This is a genomic window from Pseudoalteromonas sp. SR43-3, assembly GCF_014163875.1.
Taxonomy (GTDB): Bacteria; Pseudomonadota; Gammaproteobacteria; order Enterobacterales; family Alteromonadaceae; genus Pseudoalteromonas; species Pseudoalteromonas distincta.
In genome coordinates, this window is record NZ_JACJEC010000001.1 from 456,470 (window position 1) to 476,196 (window position 19,727).

A 19,727-nucleotide genomic window follows, 5' to 3' on the forward strand; every position below is an offset into this window, starting at 1 on the left:
TTGCCTTTGGTTTCGTGTAAAAACTTAAATACAAATATTTTTCATGATGTTGATATTGCCCCTGAAGGCAAAACACTACAAGAAAGCCTCGATTACGTAACGCACATAGCTAACATTATCTAAAAAGAAATGCAACGCACTGGTGTAAAGCCACTGTGGGGTACTGCTAACTTGTTCTCAAACAAACGTTTTTGTGCCGGTGGTGCAACAAACCCTAATCCTAATACGTATGCATATGCAGCAGCGCAAGTTAAACATGCAATGGAAATTACGCATCGTTTAGGCGGCGAAAACTACGTACTTTGGGGTGGTCGTGAAGGTTACGACACACTACTAAATACAGACCTTGCGCAAGAAAGCGAGCAGTACGCACGCTTTTTGAAAATGGTTGTAGAACACAAGAAAAAAATTGGTTTTAAAGGCACATTATTAATTGAGCCAAAACCACAAGAGCCAACTAAGCACCAGTACGATTACGATACAGCAACGGTTGCAGGCTTTTTACACAAGCACGGCTTACAAGACAAAATTAAAGTAAACATTGAAGCAAACCACGCAACACTTGCAGGTCATAGCTTCCACCACGAAATTGCCGTTGCTTGCGCTAAAGGTATTATGGGTAGTATTGATGCTAACCGTGGTGATATGCAAAACGGATGGGATACAGATCAATTCCCTAACGATGTAGCTGAGTGAACACTTGTCGTTTACGAAATTTTAAAGAATGGCGGTTTTACAACCGGTGGCTTTAACTATGATACTAAACTTCGTCGTCAATCGTGTGAACGCGATGATTTATTCATCGGCCACATTGGTGGTATGGATACGATGGCAAAAGCATTACTCAATGCAGCAGCAATGATTGAAGGCGGCGAGCTTTCTGACTTTGTAGAAAAACGTTACGCAGGTTGGAAAGAAGACCTAGGCCAAAGCATTTTAAAAGGTGAACAATCACTTGAGAGCCTTGCTGCGTTAGTACACGAAAACGACATCTATCCTAAGCAAGTTTCTGGCCGACAAGAGCTGCTTGAGAATATTGTTAACCGCTACGTATAAGGACATCGCCTCGGTTTTAAAGCCGAGGCGTACATCATTATGAACTTGTTAGAACAACTCAAAAAAGTAACCACGGTCGTTGCCGACAGTGGCGATGTAGAGTCAATCAAAGCCCTACAACCGGTTGATGCAAAAACCAATCCTTCGTTAATTTTACAAGCTGCAAAATTACCTCAATATAAACACTTAAATAAGTTTTTCACATATATAAGATTGTTATATCTGATAGTTTTTAAATTGCTCCCACACAGCCTCTGCTACAGGCCCCAACACTTCTCCCCTTTTCTTAATAATGTAATATTTTAGAGGCGTTATATTTTGCACATCACTAAGTGACAGCATTTGAAGAGTATTATTTACAATACCTTCATCAGCTAAATAACCTGGTAATTTGCCCCAACCCATTGCACTTTCGATAAGCATTTTTTTAGTTGGAAAGTCATTTACATACCATCGTCGCTGACCTTGCTGTACACCCCACTCTATGTTTTTTGAACCAGTGCCTGAGTCCTGCACAATTATTTGGTATTCGTTCAACAAATCAGTGGCTTGCCTAAGGTTTGGATTTCGCTTTAACAACAAAGGGGAAGCTACATTGATTAATGAGCCGCTATTTAACAAATGCTTTTCAATTTTCTCTTCTTGTGCAGAAAATTCCATTGTTGGTGTTATACACAGATCGGCACCGCCATCAAGTAAGGCTTCAATTGCACCTGTTATGTACTCTTGCCTGATTATTATTTGAGTTTCAGGGAACTGATTTTGCATATTTTTTAGTAATGGTAAAATACCTTTTAAATTAAATGATGCTTCAATTGCAATCGTTATACTTACCTCATTCCCCTGTGCTATGTGGTGTGCAACTTGTTTAAGTTGTGCTGCATCATCTAGCAATTTCATAGCCTTATGAAACATAGTTTTTCCTGCACTGGTAAGCTCTAACCGATAACCATTACGACTAAATAAGGCAAAGTTAAGGGTATTTTCTAGTTGCTTAATACCTTGGCTTATAGCTGGTTGAGTTTTGTGTAAAAGAGCACTTGCTTCACTCAATGATCCAACCTGAGCAACAGTAACAAACATACTAAGCTGTTCTAATTTCATAATTTACGCCAAACATGTAAAGCTAAAGTTTATATCTTATAAAAAAACATTCAATATTAATTAACAAGAACTGTGATTATTCTAACGTCAAAAGCTAAGCATCTGCTTAAATCACTCTTATTAAAGTTGGGAATAACATGAGCACAAAAGTAAAAAGAATTTTTATGTATACATCACTAGGATTAACAACACTTGCCTTTATAGCTGCAGGCTCTGCAAAACTAGCAGGAGTTGAGCAAATGCACTTATCTTTTGCTCTTATGGGTTTACCTGCTTGGTTTGGCTATTTTATTGGTGCAAGTGAACTTGCAGGTGCTATTGCTATTTGGATCAAAAAACTAAGCATTTTAGCTGCAAGTGGTTTGTTAGTTATTATGGCTGGTGCAACATTTTTTCATGTAGTTTACGACAGTGTTGCCAATGCAATACCTGCCGTTATTTTATGTGCTTTTTTAATTAATATCATAATTAACCGAGTCAATGATATAAACGCCTTGGATAGTAAGTAAACTAGAGCTATTTTCAATACAATGAATAACGATATATTCGCTTCTATCGTTATTCAAACCCTCATTTACAAAATGACAAATGCTTTCGCATCTCTCATTTAGCCTAAAGATAACAAACTCGATCTCTAAACAAACAAAGGCTAAGGTTGTTTTATCCATTAAATTTTAATTTTGAGTTCATACCCTGTATTTAATAATTAAATATACGACGTACTAAAGTTTATTACTTGGGCTTTTAATATGCCTAATTAACTAAGGTGTAAAATATGAAAAAAACATTTTTAGGCATTTTCTCGATTACAGTAATAACTTACTTACTGAGCGGCTGCACAACATCAAATGACGGTAATATTACAAAATTGAGTGAAGATAAAATAAGTACTAGATTAAATAAATTACCTTCCTCGCTAACCTCTAGTGATTTGTTCAATACCACTGTTATTGAACCCACTCAGCTATTTGATAACCTTTATTTTGTAGGATATGTCAGCGTAGGTACTTTTGTTATCACTACAACTGAGGGCATTATTTTAATCGATACCATGTGGACCCCGCACGATGCCAAACGTGTGATTGTTCCTGGACTAAAAAAGTTAGGCTTAAATCCTGAAGATATTAAATACGTGATAGTTACTCACGGCCACAGCGACCATTATGGTGGCGCTCACTACTTTGAATCACATTATGGCGCTAAAGTTTTAATGAGAAAAAATGAGTGGGACTACATCCATAATCCAAATGCACCTGTATTAACTGATCCTTTCGGTAATTTCTCTACCGAAATACCATTGCCTAGCACTTACACCCAAGTTATCGATGGTGAAAAAATAAGTTTAGGCAAAACTAATTTAACGGTACTTGCTACACCAGGGCATACGCCTGGTGGGTTGTCTTTGATAATACCTGTTACAGATAATGGCATACCTCATACAGTTGCACTTTGGGGAGGTACCGGTTTACCGGATACTAAAGAAGCAAATCAAACTTATTTGCACTCTTTAAATTATTTTCAAAAAATTGCAAACAAAAACGATGTTGATGGAAGTATCTCAAACCACCCGTTTTCACATGATCTAATTAATCAAATTATTACATTAAAAAATCGTAAATCTGATCAACGAAACCCCGTGGTAACCGGTAATAAGGCATTTAATGAGTACATAGACGATGTATTACGAAATAACGTTCAAAAGAAACTTTCGTCATTTGAGTCAAACTAATATAGCTTTTCACGCACCGGCGTTATCGTGCTAATGTATTTATAATGACGGTATATGTCGCTTTAAAGCGTTACTCATTACTAATATAAAAGCATAGTGCACTTCTTTTTATGAAAGCCCACATTTGATAGTCTGTATAAAAATACAGACTATCAAATGTGGGGTTAATTACTTTTAGTTTGGTTTATTGTTCTACCAAAATGACCGATACGTCGTCTGCATAAAAATCAGCAGTCAGTTCGTTTGACTCCACATAAAGTAAAGCCGCACTTTCCTCGGTTGTTATTGAATGGGTATAAGTGCCCGAAAGCTTTACCCAATCGCCTGCAACTACGTTTGTAACAGTGGTTAGCTCGAGGTATTCAGTGCTCGCATGCTCAATTTGCAGTGTAAGTTTAATTCCTGGCGATACCGCTGCGTTATCGTCAGATAACTTAACCCACGCAGATACATTATAGGTTTTGCCCGCTGTAAATAGGCCTTTTACATCTTTTTGTAACCCATTCCACGTTTCAGCTCGCCCTTGTACTAATGCACCATTATTTCCGCTGTGAGCTTGGGTTGTTTCAAGTGAAATAGTAGCACTGCCTCGTGATTGCCATGAATCAAGACCGGCTTCAAAGTCACCATTAGTTAGCAGCTCTGCGTGTTGTTAAAAGTACGACCGGTGTTGAAAACCTTTATTTAGATCAGTTAGGTGCGTTTGGTAACGTTGACCGCTACCCTGCTAGACGTATTATAACCATTGTTTACTATTCGCTCGTACGCTTTGAAGAAACCAATCTTGTGAGCGGCGACAATGCTTTAGAATGTGAATGGTTTGATGTAAATAACGTTCCCCCTTTAATGTTTGACCACGCCGACATTTTGAAAAGTGGCTTAGATTACTTACGCTATAAAGTAAGGCACGAGTCGATTTTAAATAAATCACTCGATAAGCCTAACTTTAGACGTAAGTTCCAAAAAATGAACTTACTAATAAACTGCAAAGAAAAACAAACCAACGTAGCTCACCGAGCTGCTACTTTGTACCGTTTTGATATAAACGTATACGAAAAACTAAGAGAGTTTGGTTTTACATTTGAGTTTTAAATAAGCAAATGCATAATTAAATTAATGTTTGGTCTTTAAGGCCAAATAACATATTGCTAATATATATGTGATGTTTATAATTCGTCCGCATTATTAATATAAACTAATCAAAAGGAGCTTTTTTCTTGAAACTTACGCCGCCCTAGGCAACCACTCCCCTTTTTCATCAGCACGTTACGTGCAACCTTAATCGCCGCCTGCGCGAGAATCACTGTTATTTAAATAAAATATTCCCCTATACTTTGGGAAACTAACTAATTAGGTTTATTACATGTTTGATCACGTAAAAAGAGATTGGCTCTCTAATGTTCGTGGTGATGTGCTTGCTGGTATTGTTGTGGCGCTTGCCCTAATACCTGAAGCTATTGCCTTTTCTATTATTGCCGGTGTTGATCCAAAAGTAGGTTTATACGCCTCATTTTGTATTGCGGTTATTATTGCCTTTGTAGGCGGACGTCCTGGCATGATATCGGCGGCCACCGGTGCAATGGCACTGTTAATGGTGACGCTGGTTAAAGATCATGGTTTGGAATACTTACTGGTTGCCACCTTACTTACTGGTGTACTACAAATATTTGCAGGCTTTTTAAAGCTCGGTGAATTAATGCGCTTTGTATCGCGCTCTGTTGTAACAGGGTTTGTAAACGCGCTGGCGATTTTAATATTTATGGCGCAGTTACCTGAGCTGACTAATGTTACTTGGCATGTTTATGCGATGACCGCAGCGGGCTTAGGTATTATTTACTTATTTCCGTATATTCCAACTATTGGCAAAATACTTCCCTCTCCTTTAGTGTGTATTGTTGTTATTACACTGATTTCAATATTTTTGGGTCTTGATATAAGAACCGTTGGCGACATGGGCGAACTGCCAGACACTCTACCTATATTCTTATGGCCCGATGTACCGCTAACACTCGAAACACTGCAAATTGTATTACCGTATTCAATTGGTCTTGCTGTTGTGGGCTTACTTGAGTCAATGATGACCGCCACTATTGTTGATGACTTAACTGATACAACGAGCGATCGTAATAAAGAATGTAAGGGCCAAGGTATTGCTAATATTGGCGCAGGCTTATTTGGTGGTATGGCGGGTTGCGCTATGATTGGGCAATCAATTATTAATGTTAAATCGGGCGGTCGCGGCAGGCTTTCTACCTTTATTGCAGGTTTATTTTTAATCATCATGGTGGTGTTTTTAGATGAATGGCTGCGTTTAATTCCTATGGCAGCATTAGTTGCGGTAATGATTATGGTATCGATTGGTACGTTTTCGTGGACATCTGTTAAGGATTTAAGAAAGAACCCGCTTTCATCAAATGTTGTGATGATTTCCACCGTTATTGTGGTTGTTGCCACGCATAACCTAGCCATTGGCGTTTTAGTTGGTGTGTTGTTAGCTACGTTGTTTTTTGCCAATAAAATTGGTCGCTTTATGGTGGTTAAAACCAAGCATGATGAAAGCAACGATAAAATAACCTATGAAGTCGTTGGCCAAGTATTTTTTGCCTCAGCTGAGCAATTTATTGCATCGTTCGATTTTAAAAATGCGGTTTCTAACGTGGTAATTGATTTAACCCATGCACATTTTTGGGATATAACTGGTGTATCGTCACTCGACAAGGTGGTTATTAAATTTAGGCGTGAAGGCGCAACGGTTAGTATTATTGGTATGAATAGCGCAACCGAAACTGTAATTGATAAATTTGGTGTGCATAACAACCCTGAAGAAGTCGAAAAACTACTTGGCGGACATTAAGGAGAATGCAATGACTAAAATAATTACCTATGTAGATGGCTCAGCCATTACTAAAAATGTAACCGATGCTGCTATTTGGGCTTCAAAAAAGCTAAATAAACCAATTAGCTTTGTGCATACAATTGAAAAAACGCAGCAAACTAATATCGGCGACTACTCTGGTAGTATTGGGCTTGGTGCACAGTCAACACTTCTTGATGAAATGACTAAGCTTGACGAACAACGCTGCAAAGTAAGTTTAAAAATGGCTGACGAATTATTAAATTCAGTAAGTGAGCATGCTAAATCGGCAGGTGTTACTAATTTTGAACTAATTAAGCGCCACGGTGATTTGCTCGATACCGTTATAGACTTAAAAGACGATACACGCCTTATTGTTATTGGCCAAAATGGTGCTGGACATAGTAATAGCTTCGCGGTGCTGGGCTCACATATAGAAACCTTAGTGCGCAATGCAACACAACCTATTTTGCTTATTCCTGAAACATTTAAACAACCTAAATCATTTATGATTGCGTACGACGGCCGCGAAACAGCCGACAAAGCGCTACAACAAGTGATTGATGGCGGCTTGTTACATGGTTTGCATTGTCATTTAGTGAGTATTAAAAATAACGAAAAAGACCTTGAAGAAAAATTTGTTAACGCACAGCACAAGCTTATCAGTATGGACTTTGAAGTGTCGGCAAGCTTTTTAGAGGGCAATATTTTTGACTCGTTAATGCAATATAAAGAACAAAATAATGTAGAACTAATTGTAATGGGTGCATTTGGGCACTCTAAACTAAGGCAGTTTTTTGTGGGCAGTAACACAATTAAAATGCTCGAGAACAGCGATGTGCCTGTGGTTATTTTAAAATAAATTTAATAACCTGCACCAAAAAGCCTAAAATCACTTAACTGATTTTAGGCTTTTTTGTTTTTGGCTTAGCTTCAAACTTTTCAAATAAAAACTGAATAAACGACGTAACCTTTTGAGCCACAAACTTTCTATGCTGCTCTGGCATAAATGAGCGCACGCCACGTTTGCTAAATGTTGCCATTATTTTTCGTTTACCGAGTTTGTCTTGTATTGCCAACTTGCCTTCGTGAAAAGGGGAATCATCTATTGAATTTGTGTTTATCATTTTGCTTGTAATTCGTGTGCGTATTTTATGGGCTAAATTTAACTCAATACACAATGAATGATAATGGGTGTTTTATTGACTGATAATGCACAATACAATGACAATACTTGCACCCTCTTAGTGCCAGGCGCGCACCAACATATGTCAAAACGGGTTTTTCATTCACTCTAAAAAAACATTAAATACTATTTAAACAACAACTTAAAAAACTGGCTATGTTTTTGCAAACACTCTATTAACAAGCCAGTTTTATTTACGGCAAAAATTTAGGTTGTTGGCACTATAGCTATTAGCAACCATCGGCAAAGAAGCCCGCACACAATTATGCTTAATGCGTATTTGTGGCGGGCTTTTTTGTTATTTGTATTTAAACCGTCACTTTAAGGAATGCCATATGCAAACCTCGCAAAAAATACTCATTATTGGTAATGGTATGGTCGGACACCACTTTGTTGAGCAAATGCGCCAAAGCGATGCCAACGCAGACATTACCGTACTTTGCGGAGAAGCAAATCTTGCATACGATCGCGTGTATTTATCAAGTGTATTTGATGGCAAAACAGCCGCCGATTTAGCACTTACCACTCACGACAACTATAAACAACTAAATATTAATGTGCATACCAGCCAGTGGGTTGAAGACATTGATAGATCAGCAAAAATAGTGACCACATTAACCGGTGAGCAATACCCGTACGACAAACTTATACTCGCTACAGGTTCGTTCCCATTTGTGCCGCCTATAAAAGGTAACGACCAACCCCATTGTTTGGTGTATCGCACATTAGAAGATTTAGAACAAATAAAAGCCAGTGCAGCTGTAAGTAAAAGTGGTGTAGTTATTGGCGGTGGTTTGTTAGGGCTTGAAGCCGCAAATGCGATTAAGCAACTAGGACTTGATACCCACGTAGTTGAATTTGCACCGCAGCTTATGGCTGTTCAGCTTGATGGACAAGGCGGTACGCTTCTAAAAAATAAAATAGAAGAACTTGGCGTAACGGTACACACATCAAAGGCAACCAGTGAAATAGTAAAAGGCGAAACCAGTCGCTTTAGATTAAATTTTTCGGATGAGTCATTTTTAGAAACAGACCTAATTTTGTTTTCTGCTGGTATTCGCCCGTATGACCAACTCGGCAAAATTGCTGATTTAGAACTCGGTGAGCGCGGCGGTATTATTATTAATAACCAATGCCAAACATCTGATCCTGATATTTTAGCCATTGGGGAATGCGCCCTGTGGGACAAAAGACTATTTGGCTTAGTCGCACCGGGTTACAACATGGCGCGCGTTGCAGCGAGCCAATTAAGTGGTGGCGAGCTTGAGTTTTTAGGTGCCGACATGAGCACTAAACTTAAGTTGTTAGGCGTAGAAGTAGGCTCAATTGGCGACGCTCATGCAAAAACGCCTGACTGTAAAGAGCTTATATACCAAGACGCTATTCGCGGCTGTTATAAAAAAATCATACTAAGTGAAAAAGGCGATAAATTACTGGGCGCTGTACTTGTTGGCGATACCAGCGATTACGATACTTTATTGCAGTACATGCTTAACGACATGGACTTACCTGAAAACCCTGAGTGTTTAATTTTACCAGATAGCGGCGGCGCGCCGTCGTTATCGGGCAGTGCCCTACCCGACACAGCCACTATTTGTTCGTGTCACAATGTGAGTAAAGGCGACATTGTAGGTGCCATTGATGGCGGCTCATGCGATTTAGCCTCAGTAAAATCATGTACTAAAGCAGCAAGTGGCTGTGGTGGTTGTGCAGCGTTATTAAAGTCAGTTGTTGATAACGAATTAGCAAGCCGCGGTGTTGAAGTAAACAACCATGTATGTGAGCACTTTGCGTATTCACGCCAAGAACTACTGCACATGGTAAAAGTAGAAAGCATTAAAAGCTTTGATGACTTACTAACTAAACACGGTAGCGGTCATGGCTGTGAAATATGTAAACCTGCCATTGCCTCTATTTTAGCTTCAACATGGAACGACTTCATTTTAGAGCCCGCTCATGTTGGCTTACAAGACACTAACGATACGTACCTAGCAAATATGCAAAAAGATGGCTCGTACTCTGTGGTACCGCGTATTGCGGGTGGCGAAATAACGCCCGACAAACTCATTGTAATTGGACAAGTAGCCAAAGATTTTAACCTGTACTGCAAAGTAACTGGCGGTCAACGTATTGATTTATTTGGTGCGCGCTTAGAAGAGCTTCCTGTTATTTGGGAGCGACTTATAGAAGCCGGATTTGAGACCGGTCATGCCTATGGTAAGTCTCTTAGAACTGTTAAATCGTGTGTAGGTAGTACGTGGTGTCGTTATGGTGTGCAAGACAGCGTTGGACACGCAATTGAAATTGAAAACCGCTACAAAGGGTTACGTGCACCGCATAAATTTAAAATGGCGGTATCGGGTTGTACCCGCGAATGCGCCGAAGCACAAAGTAAAGATATTGGCATTATAGCCACCGAAAACGGCTGGAACTTATACGTGTGTGGTAATGGCGGTATGCGCCCTCGCCATGCTGATTTATTTGCGACCGATTTAGACACACCTACTCTTATTAAATACATTGACCGCGTAATTATGTTTTACATTAAAACGGCTGACAAATTACAGCGTACGTCGGTATGGATGGAAAACCTTGAAGGCGGTTTAGACTACCTTAAAAGCGTAGTAATTGACGACAGCTTAGGCATTTGCGACGAGCTAGAAGCGCAAATGGAATTAATTACACAAACCTATGCGTGTGAATGGAAAAAAGCGATTGAAAGCCCATATGCTGCCAAACGATTCCGCCAGTTTGTTAATAGCCCCGAAACCGACGATAACATTTTATTTGTACAAGAGCGTAACCAAATACGCCCTGCTACAGAAGCCGAAAAGCGTGAGCAACGTAATACACAAAACCGTATTCCAGTAATGGAAGTTGAACAGGAGCAAGCTGATGTCTTGGCATAATATTGGAACAATCGACAACCTAGTGGCTAATAGCGGCGTATGCGCATTAGTTAATAATCAGCAAGTGGCTATTTTTTACATTCCACAAAATCCAACGGCTGTGTTTGCTATTAGTAACTACGACCCGATTGGCAAAGCCAATGTATTGTCGCGTGGCATTATTGGCTCAATCGACAATAAATTAGTTGTCGCATCGCCTTTATATAAGCAACACTTTTGCCTAGAAACAGGCGAATGTTTAGAAGCAGAAGCAATACACCTACCGGTTTTTAATGCAAAAATTGAAGACGGCAGTGTATTTATAAGCGCTGAACCAAAAGTTACAACAGCAGTGGCTTAAGGGAATAGTATGAGTGTACTGTCTTATTTTTCGGGTATTGAAAACGTGTGGCTAAATAAGCTTGTTACTAAGCTAACAAGCTCAAATAGTCGCAGCGTCAAAAGCGGCAACGTTTATATAATTGGTGCGGGCCCAGGAGACGCAGAGCTAATTACAGTAAAAGCGCAGCGTTTAATTAATACCGCCGATGTTGTTTTATACGATTGGTTAGTAAGCGATGATTTATTAAAAACGCTTCCTAAAAAAGCACAGCGAGTATTTGTAGGTAAACGTGCGGGTAAACATTCGATGACCCAAGCTAACATTTGCGAACTACTGGTTAAATACGCACAACAAGGCTTAAACGTAGTGCGTTTAAAAGGCGGCGATCCGAGTATATTTGCACGTATTAACGAAGAAGCCGATGCGCTTAGTGAGCATAATATTAATTTTGCTATTGTTCCGGGTGTGACAACGGCTTGTGCTACGTCCGCTTATACGGGTATTCCGCTCACTGCACGCGATGTAGCGCGTAGTGTTACATTTTTAACAGCGCAGTTTGCCGATCCTAACAAGCAACCTCATTGGCAAAATTACGCGTTTATGCCTGCAAACAACAACCCCACTTTAGTGGTTTATATGGGGCTTTCGCGCTTACAAACGCTAAGCTGCGGTTTGCAATCAGTGGGCTGGCCAAGTAATACACCCATCGCACTAATAGAGAATGCCACTACTACTAAGCAAAAAGTAATTACCAGTACGCTTGAGAAAATAGTAAATGAGCATGCTAAACACAACCTTCAAGGCCCTACCCTAATTATGATTGGTGAAGTAATAAATCATAAAATGGCTATTAGTCCTGAGTTACTAAACAGTGTAAATGTTAACGCATGACGTAAAATGAATAATGCACTTTTCGCGCTTACTACCTCCCCAGGAGTAGGCGCTTTTTTTGTTTTTAATTTGGGTTCAAGTTGTGTGCAACAACATACTTAAATGCACCAAATAAGTTAAAAGTAATGGTAAGTTAAATTATAGAAACAAAGTGAAAAACAAAAATAACACTTTAAGCAATTGTATTAGCTTGATTTTAAATTCAATGATGAAATTTATTAATGATTGGAACAGTGGTTGCACTTTAAAAACAAAAAAGTGTGGAATAATACCAATGGCGACAAGCAATCCTCTCACAAAACAGTTTTTATTAGCGGCTAAGTATCAAGAAATACACGCGCTAAAGCAATTACAAAACAGTTGTGCCTCGCTTACTAAGTTAGGCGATTTTGTACATCAGTTACAAAAAGAACGTGCAATGAGTAATATATTTTTGGCCTCAAATCGCGAGCGATTTAAAACCAAATTACAAGAACAAATTCCTTTAAGCAGCAGCGCACAAACTGCATTTTATGATTCTCTTAAACAAACATTTATAAACGACAACGCCGATACTGGTCATACTCGGTTATTTAATTTAATTACCTATAGCCTGCAAACACTTGACGCATTGCCCGAATTACGCAATCAAATAGCACAACAAAACATTAGTGCAGTGCATGCTACGCAGTCGTTCACGCAGTTAATTGCTAGTTTACTCAATATTATTTTAGAGGCAGCAGATGGCGCAAGCGATCCTAAAATAACGCGTTTGTTAGTCGCATTTTTCAATTTTATGCAAGGTAAAGAGTACGCAGGACAAGAGCGCGCCTGTGGTGCACAAGCATTTGCAGCGAGTAAATTTACCACTGAGCAAAAACAACAACTCGCGCATTTCGTACAAGAGCAAAACCACAGCTTTGACTTTTTTAATGAGTACGCCGATGCGCACCTTTTAAAATGCTTTGCCACGTTAACAACACATCAGGTTAATAATCAGGTAGAGCAACTTAGAAGTTTACTGCAAAAACTCGATGACGAGAATGCTCAACCGCTCTCGCAACTAAGCGAAGTATGGTACGAAGTAACCACTACGCGCATAGATATAATGCACAAAATTGAACAAAATATAGCAGATCAATTAATTGATACTGCAGCAATGCAAATAGCCTGTGCTCAACGTAGTTTAAATACAAATAAGCAAGTACTTAACAATATGGCAGAGCAACACATAGCCCCTACTTTTGGCCAATTAGCCATTAAGCAACCAGAGCCAGAAGTAAACCAAAATATAGCGGCCGATAAGCTCAACAGTAATAAAACTATGTATGATTTAATTATCGAGCAAAGCCAGCATATAAAACAAATAAACCAAGCGTTACTTGACGCTAAAAAAGTTATTAGTGAGCAAAAGGTAATTCACCAAGCCAAGTACATACTTATTGAGCAGTTAAAGCTCACCGAAGAGCAAGCCCATAAACAGCTACAAAAACAAGCAATGGATACGCATAAAACCTTATTTAGCGTAGCGCAAACAATTGTACAAATGAGCGATTAAATATGCTGTTTTTACTTGGGCATGTTGATCTTTAGTAATACCACTACCCTAAATAATAGTTATTTATTAAGTTACAAATTTCACACCCATATTGAGTTTTGCCTTATTTTAAAATTGATTCATAACCTGCTGACTATAATAAGGTAAAACCCTAATTTGAAGTCTATTTATAATGCAAATTATTCAACGCATTCAAAATAATCAACTACAATAAGTTAATCATTTGTTGCATCTCATTTTAATGAGGCATATTTAATACTGTTGTAGGAGTTTGAATGCCCAATGTAGAGAGTTATATAGAAGGTGTATCATTAATAGATGAGCAGCAATTAACAACTTCTCTTGATAATGACATTCAAACAAACATAAAAAACATTGCTGAGCTAATTTTAAACATTTTTGATGCGAGCTCATTTTCTATTGTTGCTAATCAGCCTTCAGGTGTCGTTGAGCTATATAAATCAGGTTCAGAAATAGCAGTAGCTAAAGAGCAACTAGCTGATGATATTTTTAATGAATCGATTATTGAGCATGACCTTAAAATATTTAGAGTTATATCGCCTATTATATTGCCCTCAAACCTTAAGTTTGGATGGTTGGTATTCGAGCGAGCAAGTGATTCACTACTTACAGAAAAAGAAAAATCAATTTTAAATAGTTTACAAAAAAACTTTGTAAATCAGTTAGTCCAACGTAAAAACTTATTAGATAAAATAAACAGTGCTAAGTATAATTCAACAATTTGCGAGCAAAACAAAAAAGACGAAACTGAAAAAGATCGCTTAATTAAAAAATTACAAAAAATGAGCGATGAACTTGATGAATTTACTAGTATTGCTTCACACGATCTCAAGTCACCATTAAATGCTATAAAACGTTTATTAGAATGGGTTTATGATGATTGCAAAGATTTACTCCCTCAAGAGCACCTAGAAAATTTTCAGCTTGTGTTCAGCAGAGCTAATAGAATGCAAGTACTCCTAGAAGATTTACTAAGCTACTCGAGAATAAATAGCTGTGATTCAACTCGTGCAAACATATCTTTAGAAAGTCTTTACCAAGATATAGAAAAAATTTTAGAAGTTCCACAAGCTGTCACTGTTGATATACACGCCAATAACGAAGTACTCGATATACCACTGATCCCTTTTAAAACTGTTTTTCAAAATCTTATTAGTAATGCAATAAAACATAACAATAAAGAGCACTCGGTTATCGACATTTCACTTATCCCCTCTAATCAATATTACATTATTGAAATAAAAGATAATGGCCCAGGAATTGACCCTAAGTATTTTTCACTCATATTTAAGTTATTTCAGACATTACAATCTCGAGATGACGTTGAAGGGAGCGGCATCGGACTCTGTATTGCCAATAAGCTCATTATTAATTATGGGGGCAAAATTGAAGTAGCCTCCGATGGGGAACTCGGCAGTACATTCACTATTTTTTGGCCCAAAGTTTAACTATGAAATTATCAATTATAAACGAGCATCATGTAGATGCTGCTCTTAGAAGGAACTTATGAATATTTTAATTGTTGATGATGACTTAGTTGATCGCAAATTAATTAAAAAAATGCTTATTTCTGATGGCTCTCATCATCATGACATTACCGAAGTAACGTGCGTACCCGAGGGCTTGAAAGCCATTGAAGACACGCACTTTGATATAATACTACTCGATTATAATATGCCTAAAGAAGATGGCATTGAAATGCTAATTGAAATGCGTGCAAAGCCTAAACTCGGTAACACCGCAATTATCATGATTAGCTCCTCAGAGAACTCAGCTTTGGCTATTGAGTGTATAGAAGCAGGCGCTCAAGACTTTTTACCAAAAGGTGATATAACGAGGGATAGTTTAAATAAAGCACTTATATATGCCAAAAAACGCTTCGAGGCAGAACAACGTATGCACAACAGTTATCTTGCTGTAAAGCATATGGCAGAACGGGATCAGCTTACTGGTTTGTCTAATCGATATCATTTTGAAGAAATACTAAAAGTAATGATAGCTAACAATAAACGTGCTAAAAACTGCGTGGCGTTACTTGCTTTAGATTTAGATAACTTTAAAAATATTAATGATACGCTTGGGCATAGTGTCGGCGACGAAATTTTAATACAAACAGTAGAAAGGATTCATAGTTGCCTGAGACAAAATGAAGGATTTGCACGCTTAGGAGGCGATGAATTTGCAGTTATAATAGGTGGAATTTGCAATATTAATCAAATAGGTATGATAGCAAATAGAATACTAGCTGAAGTGTCTAAACCCTTTTTGCATGAAGGTAGAACTTTAAATTGCAGTGTTAGTATAGGAAGTGCTTTATACCCAAACGATGCGACTGAATCGCATGAACTGCTAAAATGTGCTGACATTGCAATGTATCGCTCAAAGCAAAGTGGTAAAAGTAGAATTAGCTTTTACAAAGAGCAATATCAGTACGAATTTAGTCGCCGGGTAGATATTCAAAATAGTATAAAAGAGCACATAGAAGAAAAAAGCTTTAGATTATTTTATCAACCTGTTTACTGTTCTAAAACACAAATAATGACAGGTGTCGAAGCACTGATCCGTTGGCCAAATACAACCATTCATTATACCCCTGATGAGTTTATTCCTATTGCTGAAGAGTGTCGTTTAATTGATCCGCTTGGAAAATGGATAATAATGACCGCTTTAGAGCAGTTATCTTTATGGCAGCAAAGCTATGAAACGCCGTTAACACTATCTATTAATATTTCACCTATTCAGCTACAAAAAGAGATTTTAGAGACCTATTTATTAGAGACAGTCAAAAAATACAACTTAAATACCAGCAGTATTATTCTTGAAATAACAGAAACAGCTTTTATGGAAAATAGTAAAGAAGTGATTGAGATATTAACTTCTTTGTCTAACAAGGGATTTAGGATTGCTTTGGACGATTTTGGTATGGGGTACTCATCCATATCTCATCTAATATCTTACCCTATTGATATAGTAAAATTAGACAAAAGCATGCAGTCGTTGGATGGAGAAAATAATAAGCGATTAAAAATAATCGAGAGTTTATCTTTAATGCTAAAAAAATTAGATTTTTTTGTGGTAGCTGAAGGAATCGAAACGAAAGCCCAATATCAGCTATGTAAAAAACTAAACATAGACTACTTGCAAGGTTTTCTATTTTCAAAACCTATGCCTGCAAACGAGATTAACTTGATACTCGATGACTATTGTAAAAAATCATCCTTAAATAAATAGGTTATTTTGAGCCTCTGTAAAATTGAAGCTTAAATCAGACACCTATATAACTTTAAGCTAAAAACCTTTGGTTTGAGCCACATACTCAAACTAAAGGCTCTTCAATTGGCACAGCCTAATAGGTTAAAACTTAAAATACATGCACATCAGCTGTATTTATCTAAATGCTGACCAATAACAGCCATGACTTTTTCTTTTAACTCTGCCGCCTGAAAACTTCCTTTTACAAGGTAACCTTTTACAAAGTCGTGTGACATTATAATCTTTTTTTCTTCTTCTCTTTCAGATGAGCTAAACATCATAACTACACACGAGCTTATCTCTATCATTTTTCTGAGTTTAGAGAACTTCTCTAAAAATTGAATGCCATTAACTTTTGGCATATTAATGTCTAAAAATATAAGAATTGGAGGAAATCCATCAGGGTACTTTATTCTATTAGATTCATAATTTTCTAAAAATTCTAATGCTTCTTGACCATCTTTTTTTTCAAAAATTGTAAGATCTAACTTGGCTTCTTTTATTAGCCTTTTAAGAATATACCGGTCAACTTCGTTGTCATCGACAATTAATATAGGGGGTTTAATTTTTGTCATATTAGCTTATCCAATGGTATTACTATTTTAAATGTTGTGCCTTTATCAGAGCTTTGCAGTGATATTTCACCGTTTAAGTACTCAATATGTTTTTTAACCAACGCCATCCCTAAACCAGAGCCCGTACTCGTCTGTGCATGAAATCGCTTAAACATATCAAACACTTCACCTTGATGCTTTTGTGGTATTCCCATTCCGTTATCTGTAACAGTAATAAAAAACGTCTCTTGCTCATTGAAAATATCACAGCGGACATAAGGGGAGTCTTTATTTCTGTCGTAATACTTCAACCCGTTTGAAATTAAGTTTTCAATAATTTGAGCAAAACGCGCTTTTTCTGACTTTATAGGTACTGATAGATTAATTGTTGTCTCGAGCTTACAAGGGTTGTCTTTCATGAGCCAAGACAGTCGTTCTTTCATATCAATAATCAACTGATTAAAATCAATTACATATCTATCTTCACTGCCAATTTCAGCTTTAGCTAATAGTAAAATATCAACAACAAGTGTTTCCAACTTTTCCATTTGCTGATAGATAACCAGTGCATTTCGGCTTGCCTCCTCTGTGTCTCCCGCTTTTATATCTTCAATAACAAAATGCGCTAGGGATTTAGCCCCTGACAGCGGTGATTTCAGGTCATGGGAAGCTCGATAAGCAAACTGGGCAAGTTCATCATTTGCTTGCTGCAGGGACGCCGTTTGGCTGTTTATAATCTCTTTGAGTTCAATACTGTTTTCAATATTTAAAAGATCATTTTTAATACGCTGCCTGGCCGCAATAACGAGTGCTTTTAATTCACCCGACGTTTTTATATCAAGCTCATCATCTAGGTTAATATTGCTTTCGGGTTTACTTGATAAGAGCAGGGTAAGATTTCGAATAGAGCTGGATATAGTACGAGAAAGGTAACTTATAAAAATAATATTAAAAAAAGATATGACGATAACAAGTGGAATTAACGTCATTAGTATAAACGATACTGTTTTTCTGATTGGTTCTTCAAACATCTCAGAGTGTTTGTTAAAGCTGACAAGTGCAACATTAAGGTTTAGTAAAAAATCAGCTCTACTGAGCTCACCTTTTTCATACTGAGTAACTGATAGTAGTGTTTTATCCGCAATTTCTATATCTTTTTCACAAATTGTTAAAGTTTGCTCTGTGTTAATAAATTTCATAACAGCATAATTTAATGGATTTATTTCTTCAATACAGTCAATTGGTTGCTGCCTAATTAACAATATATCTGACTCAATGGTATTTATATCTATGGGGAGATCATTTTCTATTTTTTTAACTGACTTAGTAAGTTGATGAGTATATTTTAAGTGAAGAAAATTAAGTTGGTGAAACTTGGCCCCTTTAGCTATTTCAAAAGCTGAGTAAACAGTAATACTTACCTCTGCAGCTGTTAAAATCACAATAAGCATCAGTTTTCTGGAGATATTCATATACGACACCTATTTTAGCTACTAACCCAACAGTTTTTTAATAACACTATAATAATTATAGTATTTATCACATTAGGTATAGCAGGTTTTATCTTTTTTACTAGCTCCTCTATAAATAACAATTTACGCTTAACTTAGTTCATTTTTAATACAAAGCTTCTTTTTAATTTTAGTTTGCCACTCAAGAGCAAGCTCCGGCAATTCGAGTGCTGCTAATAATACACTTTCATAATCTGGATATTTTTTATCAAAAAAAGCCTGGAACAGTTTTTTTACTGATATGTCGTGCGAGGCTTTCTTCTCGATAACAACACTATCACCCGTTTTTGCAGCGCCCTGCTCTAGTACCCTAAAATACACGCCAGTGCAGTAATGCTGCGTAAACAGTTTAAGGCTGTTTTTATTATTAAGGGCGATAGCTAATTTAAAACAAGGCACACGAGGCTGGCTTACTTCAAGTAATGCAGTACCAATTCGAATATGGTCACCTATGTGTATATTCGCTTCATCAAGGTCAGAAATCGTGAAGTTTTCGCCAAAGGCACCTACTGCCAAATCATCATTCTCGAGGGTTTGTTTCCAATAATCATAATGATTGTGCGAAAACGCGTAAACCGCTTTATCAACCCCGCCGTGATTAACTAAATCAGCTTGCTCATCCCCTATAATATTTAGCTTTTCAATAACAACAGGTTCGTTAGTTGGCGTTTTGAATATTCCCGTTTTCACCTCTTTACCATTATGAATAAGAGTTTTAATTTTAGAGATATTAGTCGAGATGATTTTCATTGCGATACCAACGGATGAGGAAGTAAAGATTAATTATGCAGGTTTTAAAAT

Annotated in this window: 17 protein-coding genes and 2 pseudogenes; 13 read left to right on the forward strand and 6 right to left on the reverse strand. The window is 37.4% G+C overall.

Annotated features, from left to right (window positions below):
- Positions 1-39: 39 nt before the first annotated feature.
- Positions 40-1,056, forward strand: a pseudogene (locus H5088_RS02025) (xylose isomerase); the annotation flags it as partial.
- A 36-nt stretch (positions 1,057-1,092) separates the two neighbouring features.
- A pseudogene (locus tag H5088_RS02030) lies at positions 1,093-1,245 on the forward strand (transaldolase); the annotation flags it as partial.
- A gap of 27 nt (positions 1,246-1,272) precedes the next feature.
- Here H5088_RS02030 and H5088_RS02035 read toward each other — a convergent pair.
- Positions 1,273-2,160, reverse strand: a complete 888-nt coding sequence (locus tag H5088_RS02035) for a LysR family transcriptional regulator (RefSeq protein ID WP_182752091.1) — start codon at positions 2,158-2,160, stop codon at positions 1,273-1,275.
- Between the two features lie 164 nt (positions 2,161-2,324).
- Here H5088_RS02035 and H5088_RS02040 point away from each other — a divergent pair, with 164 nt between their 5' ends.
- Complete coding sequence (locus tag H5088_RS02040) at positions 2,325-2,669, forward strand: DoxX family protein (protein ID WP_045984457.1); 345 nt, start codon at positions 2,325-2,327, stop codon at positions 2,667-2,669.
- A 266-nt stretch (positions 2,670-2,935) separates the two neighbouring features.
- The gene (locus H5088_RS02045) at positions 2,936-3,889 is read left to right on the forward strand and encodes an MBL fold metallo-hydrolase (RefSeq protein WP_182752092.1); all 954 of its coding nucleotides are present in this window, start codon (positions 2,936-2,938) and stop codon (positions 3,887-3,889) included.
- 184 nt (positions 3,890-4,073) lie between these two features.
- Here the strand turns inward: H5088_RS02045 and H5088_RS02050 are convergent, their stop codons facing one another.
- Positions 4,074-4,529, reverse strand: a complete 456-nt coding sequence (locus tag H5088_RS02050; protein ID WP_259398077.1) for a carbohydrate binding domain-containing protein — start codon at positions 4,527-4,529, stop codon at positions 4,074-4,076.
- 146 nt (positions 4,530-4,675) lie between these two features.
- Between H5088_RS02050 and H5088_RS20225 the strand changes: the two genes are divergently transcribed.
- From H5088_RS20225 to H5088_RS02065, 3 genes are all read left to right on the forward strand, one after another.
- Positions 4,676-4,981: an NrtR DNA-binding winged helix domain-containing protein gene (locus tag H5088_RS20225; RefSeq protein WP_310737269.1), complete on the forward strand. Its 306-nt coding sequence runs from the start codon at positions 4,676-4,678 to the stop codon at positions 4,979-4,981.
- Between the two features lie 271 nt (positions 4,982-5,252).
- The gene (locus tag H5088_RS02060) at positions 5,253-6,743 is read left to right on the forward strand and encodes a SulP family inorganic anion transporter (protein ID WP_182711647.1); all 1,491 of its coding nucleotides are present in this window, start codon (positions 5,253-5,255) and stop codon (positions 6,741-6,743) included.
- Positions 6,744-6,753: 10 nt separating this feature from the next.
- Complete coding sequence (locus tag H5088_RS02065; protein ID WP_024596346.1) at positions 6,754-7,605, forward strand: universal stress protein; 852 nt, start codon at positions 6,754-6,756, stop codon at positions 7,603-7,605.
- A gap of 34 nt (positions 7,606-7,639) precedes the next feature.
- On the opposite strand, the gene H5088_RS02070 is transcribed toward H5088_RS02065, so the two are convergent.
- A complete protein-coding gene (locus tag H5088_RS02070) occupies positions 7,640-7,870 on the reverse strand; it encodes a hypothetical protein (protein WP_182752129.1) in 231 nt (76 codons plus the stop codon).
- A 394-nt stretch (positions 7,871-8,264) separates the two neighbouring features.
- On the opposite strand from H5088_RS02070, the gene nirB reads away from it, so the two are divergent.
- The 6 genes from nirB to H5088_RS02100 all read left to right on the forward strand — a co-directional run bounded on the left by nirB (position 8,265) and on the right by H5088_RS02100 (position 16,840).
- Positions 8,265-10,838 (forward strand): nitrite reductase large subunit NirB, encoded by a 2,574-nt coding sequence (gene nirB / locus H5088_RS02075; protein ID WP_182752093.1) that lies wholly within the window; start codon positions 8,265-8,267, stop codon positions 10,836-10,838.
- Positions 10,825-11,178 (forward strand): nitrite reductase small subunit NirD, encoded by a 354-nt coding sequence (gene nirD / locus H5088_RS02080; protein WP_008167772.1) that lies wholly within the window; start codon positions 10,825-10,827, stop codon positions 11,176-11,178. The genes nirB and nirD overlap by 14 nt, the downstream gene beginning before the upstream one ends.
- A 9-nt stretch (positions 11,179-11,187) precedes the next feature.
- A complete protein-coding gene (gene cobA, locus H5088_RS02085) occupies positions 11,188-12,051 on the forward strand; it encodes a uroporphyrinogen-III C-methyltransferase (RefSeq protein WP_182695777.1) in 864 nt (287 codons plus the stop codon).
- Between the two features lie 274 nt (positions 12,052-12,325).
- Entirely contained in the window at positions 12,326-13,588 is a 1,263-nt protein-coding gene (locus tag H5088_RS02090) for a nitrate- and nitrite sensing domain-containing protein (protein WP_182752094.1), read from the forward strand.
- Between the two features lie 275 nt (positions 13,589-13,863).
- Positions 13,864-15,057 carry an ATP-binding protein gene (locus tag H5088_RS02095; protein ID WP_182752095.1) on the forward strand — a complete coding sequence of 398 codons (1,194 nt, stop codon included), beginning with the start codon at positions 13,864-13,866 and terminating at the stop codon, positions 15,055-15,057.
- A 58-nt stretch (positions 15,058-15,115) separates the two neighbouring features.
- Positions 15,116-16,840, forward strand: coding sequence for a GGDEF domain-containing response regulator (locus H5088_RS02100; protein ID WP_182752096.1), 1,725 nt, complete (start codon positions 15,116-15,118; stop codon positions 16,838-16,840).
- A gap of 146 nt (positions 16,841-16,986) precedes the next feature.
- On the opposite strand, the gene H5088_RS02105 is transcribed toward H5088_RS02100, so the two are convergent.
- The 3 genes from H5088_RS02105 to H5088_RS02115 form a co-directional block, all read right to left on the reverse strand.
- Positions 16,987-17,436 carry a response regulator gene (locus tag H5088_RS02105; protein ID WP_024596059.1) on the reverse strand — a complete coding sequence of 150 codons (450 nt, stop codon included), beginning with the start codon at positions 17,434-17,436 and terminating at the stop codon, positions 16,987-16,989.
- The gene (locus H5088_RS02110) at positions 17,433-18,887 is read right to left on the reverse strand and encodes an ATP-binding protein (protein ID WP_182752097.1); all 1,455 of its coding nucleotides are present in this window, start codon (positions 18,885-18,887) and stop codon (positions 17,433-17,435) included. Before H5088_RS02110 ends, H5088_RS02105 begins: the two co-directional genes overlap by 4 nt.
- A 129-nt stretch (positions 18,888-19,016) precedes the next feature.
- Positions 19,017-19,676, reverse strand: a complete 660-nt coding sequence (locus tag H5088_RS02115) for an MOSC domain-containing protein (RefSeq protein ID WP_182752098.1) — start codon at positions 19,674-19,676, stop codon at positions 19,017-19,019.
- Positions 19,677-19,727 lie beyond the last annotated feature (51 nt).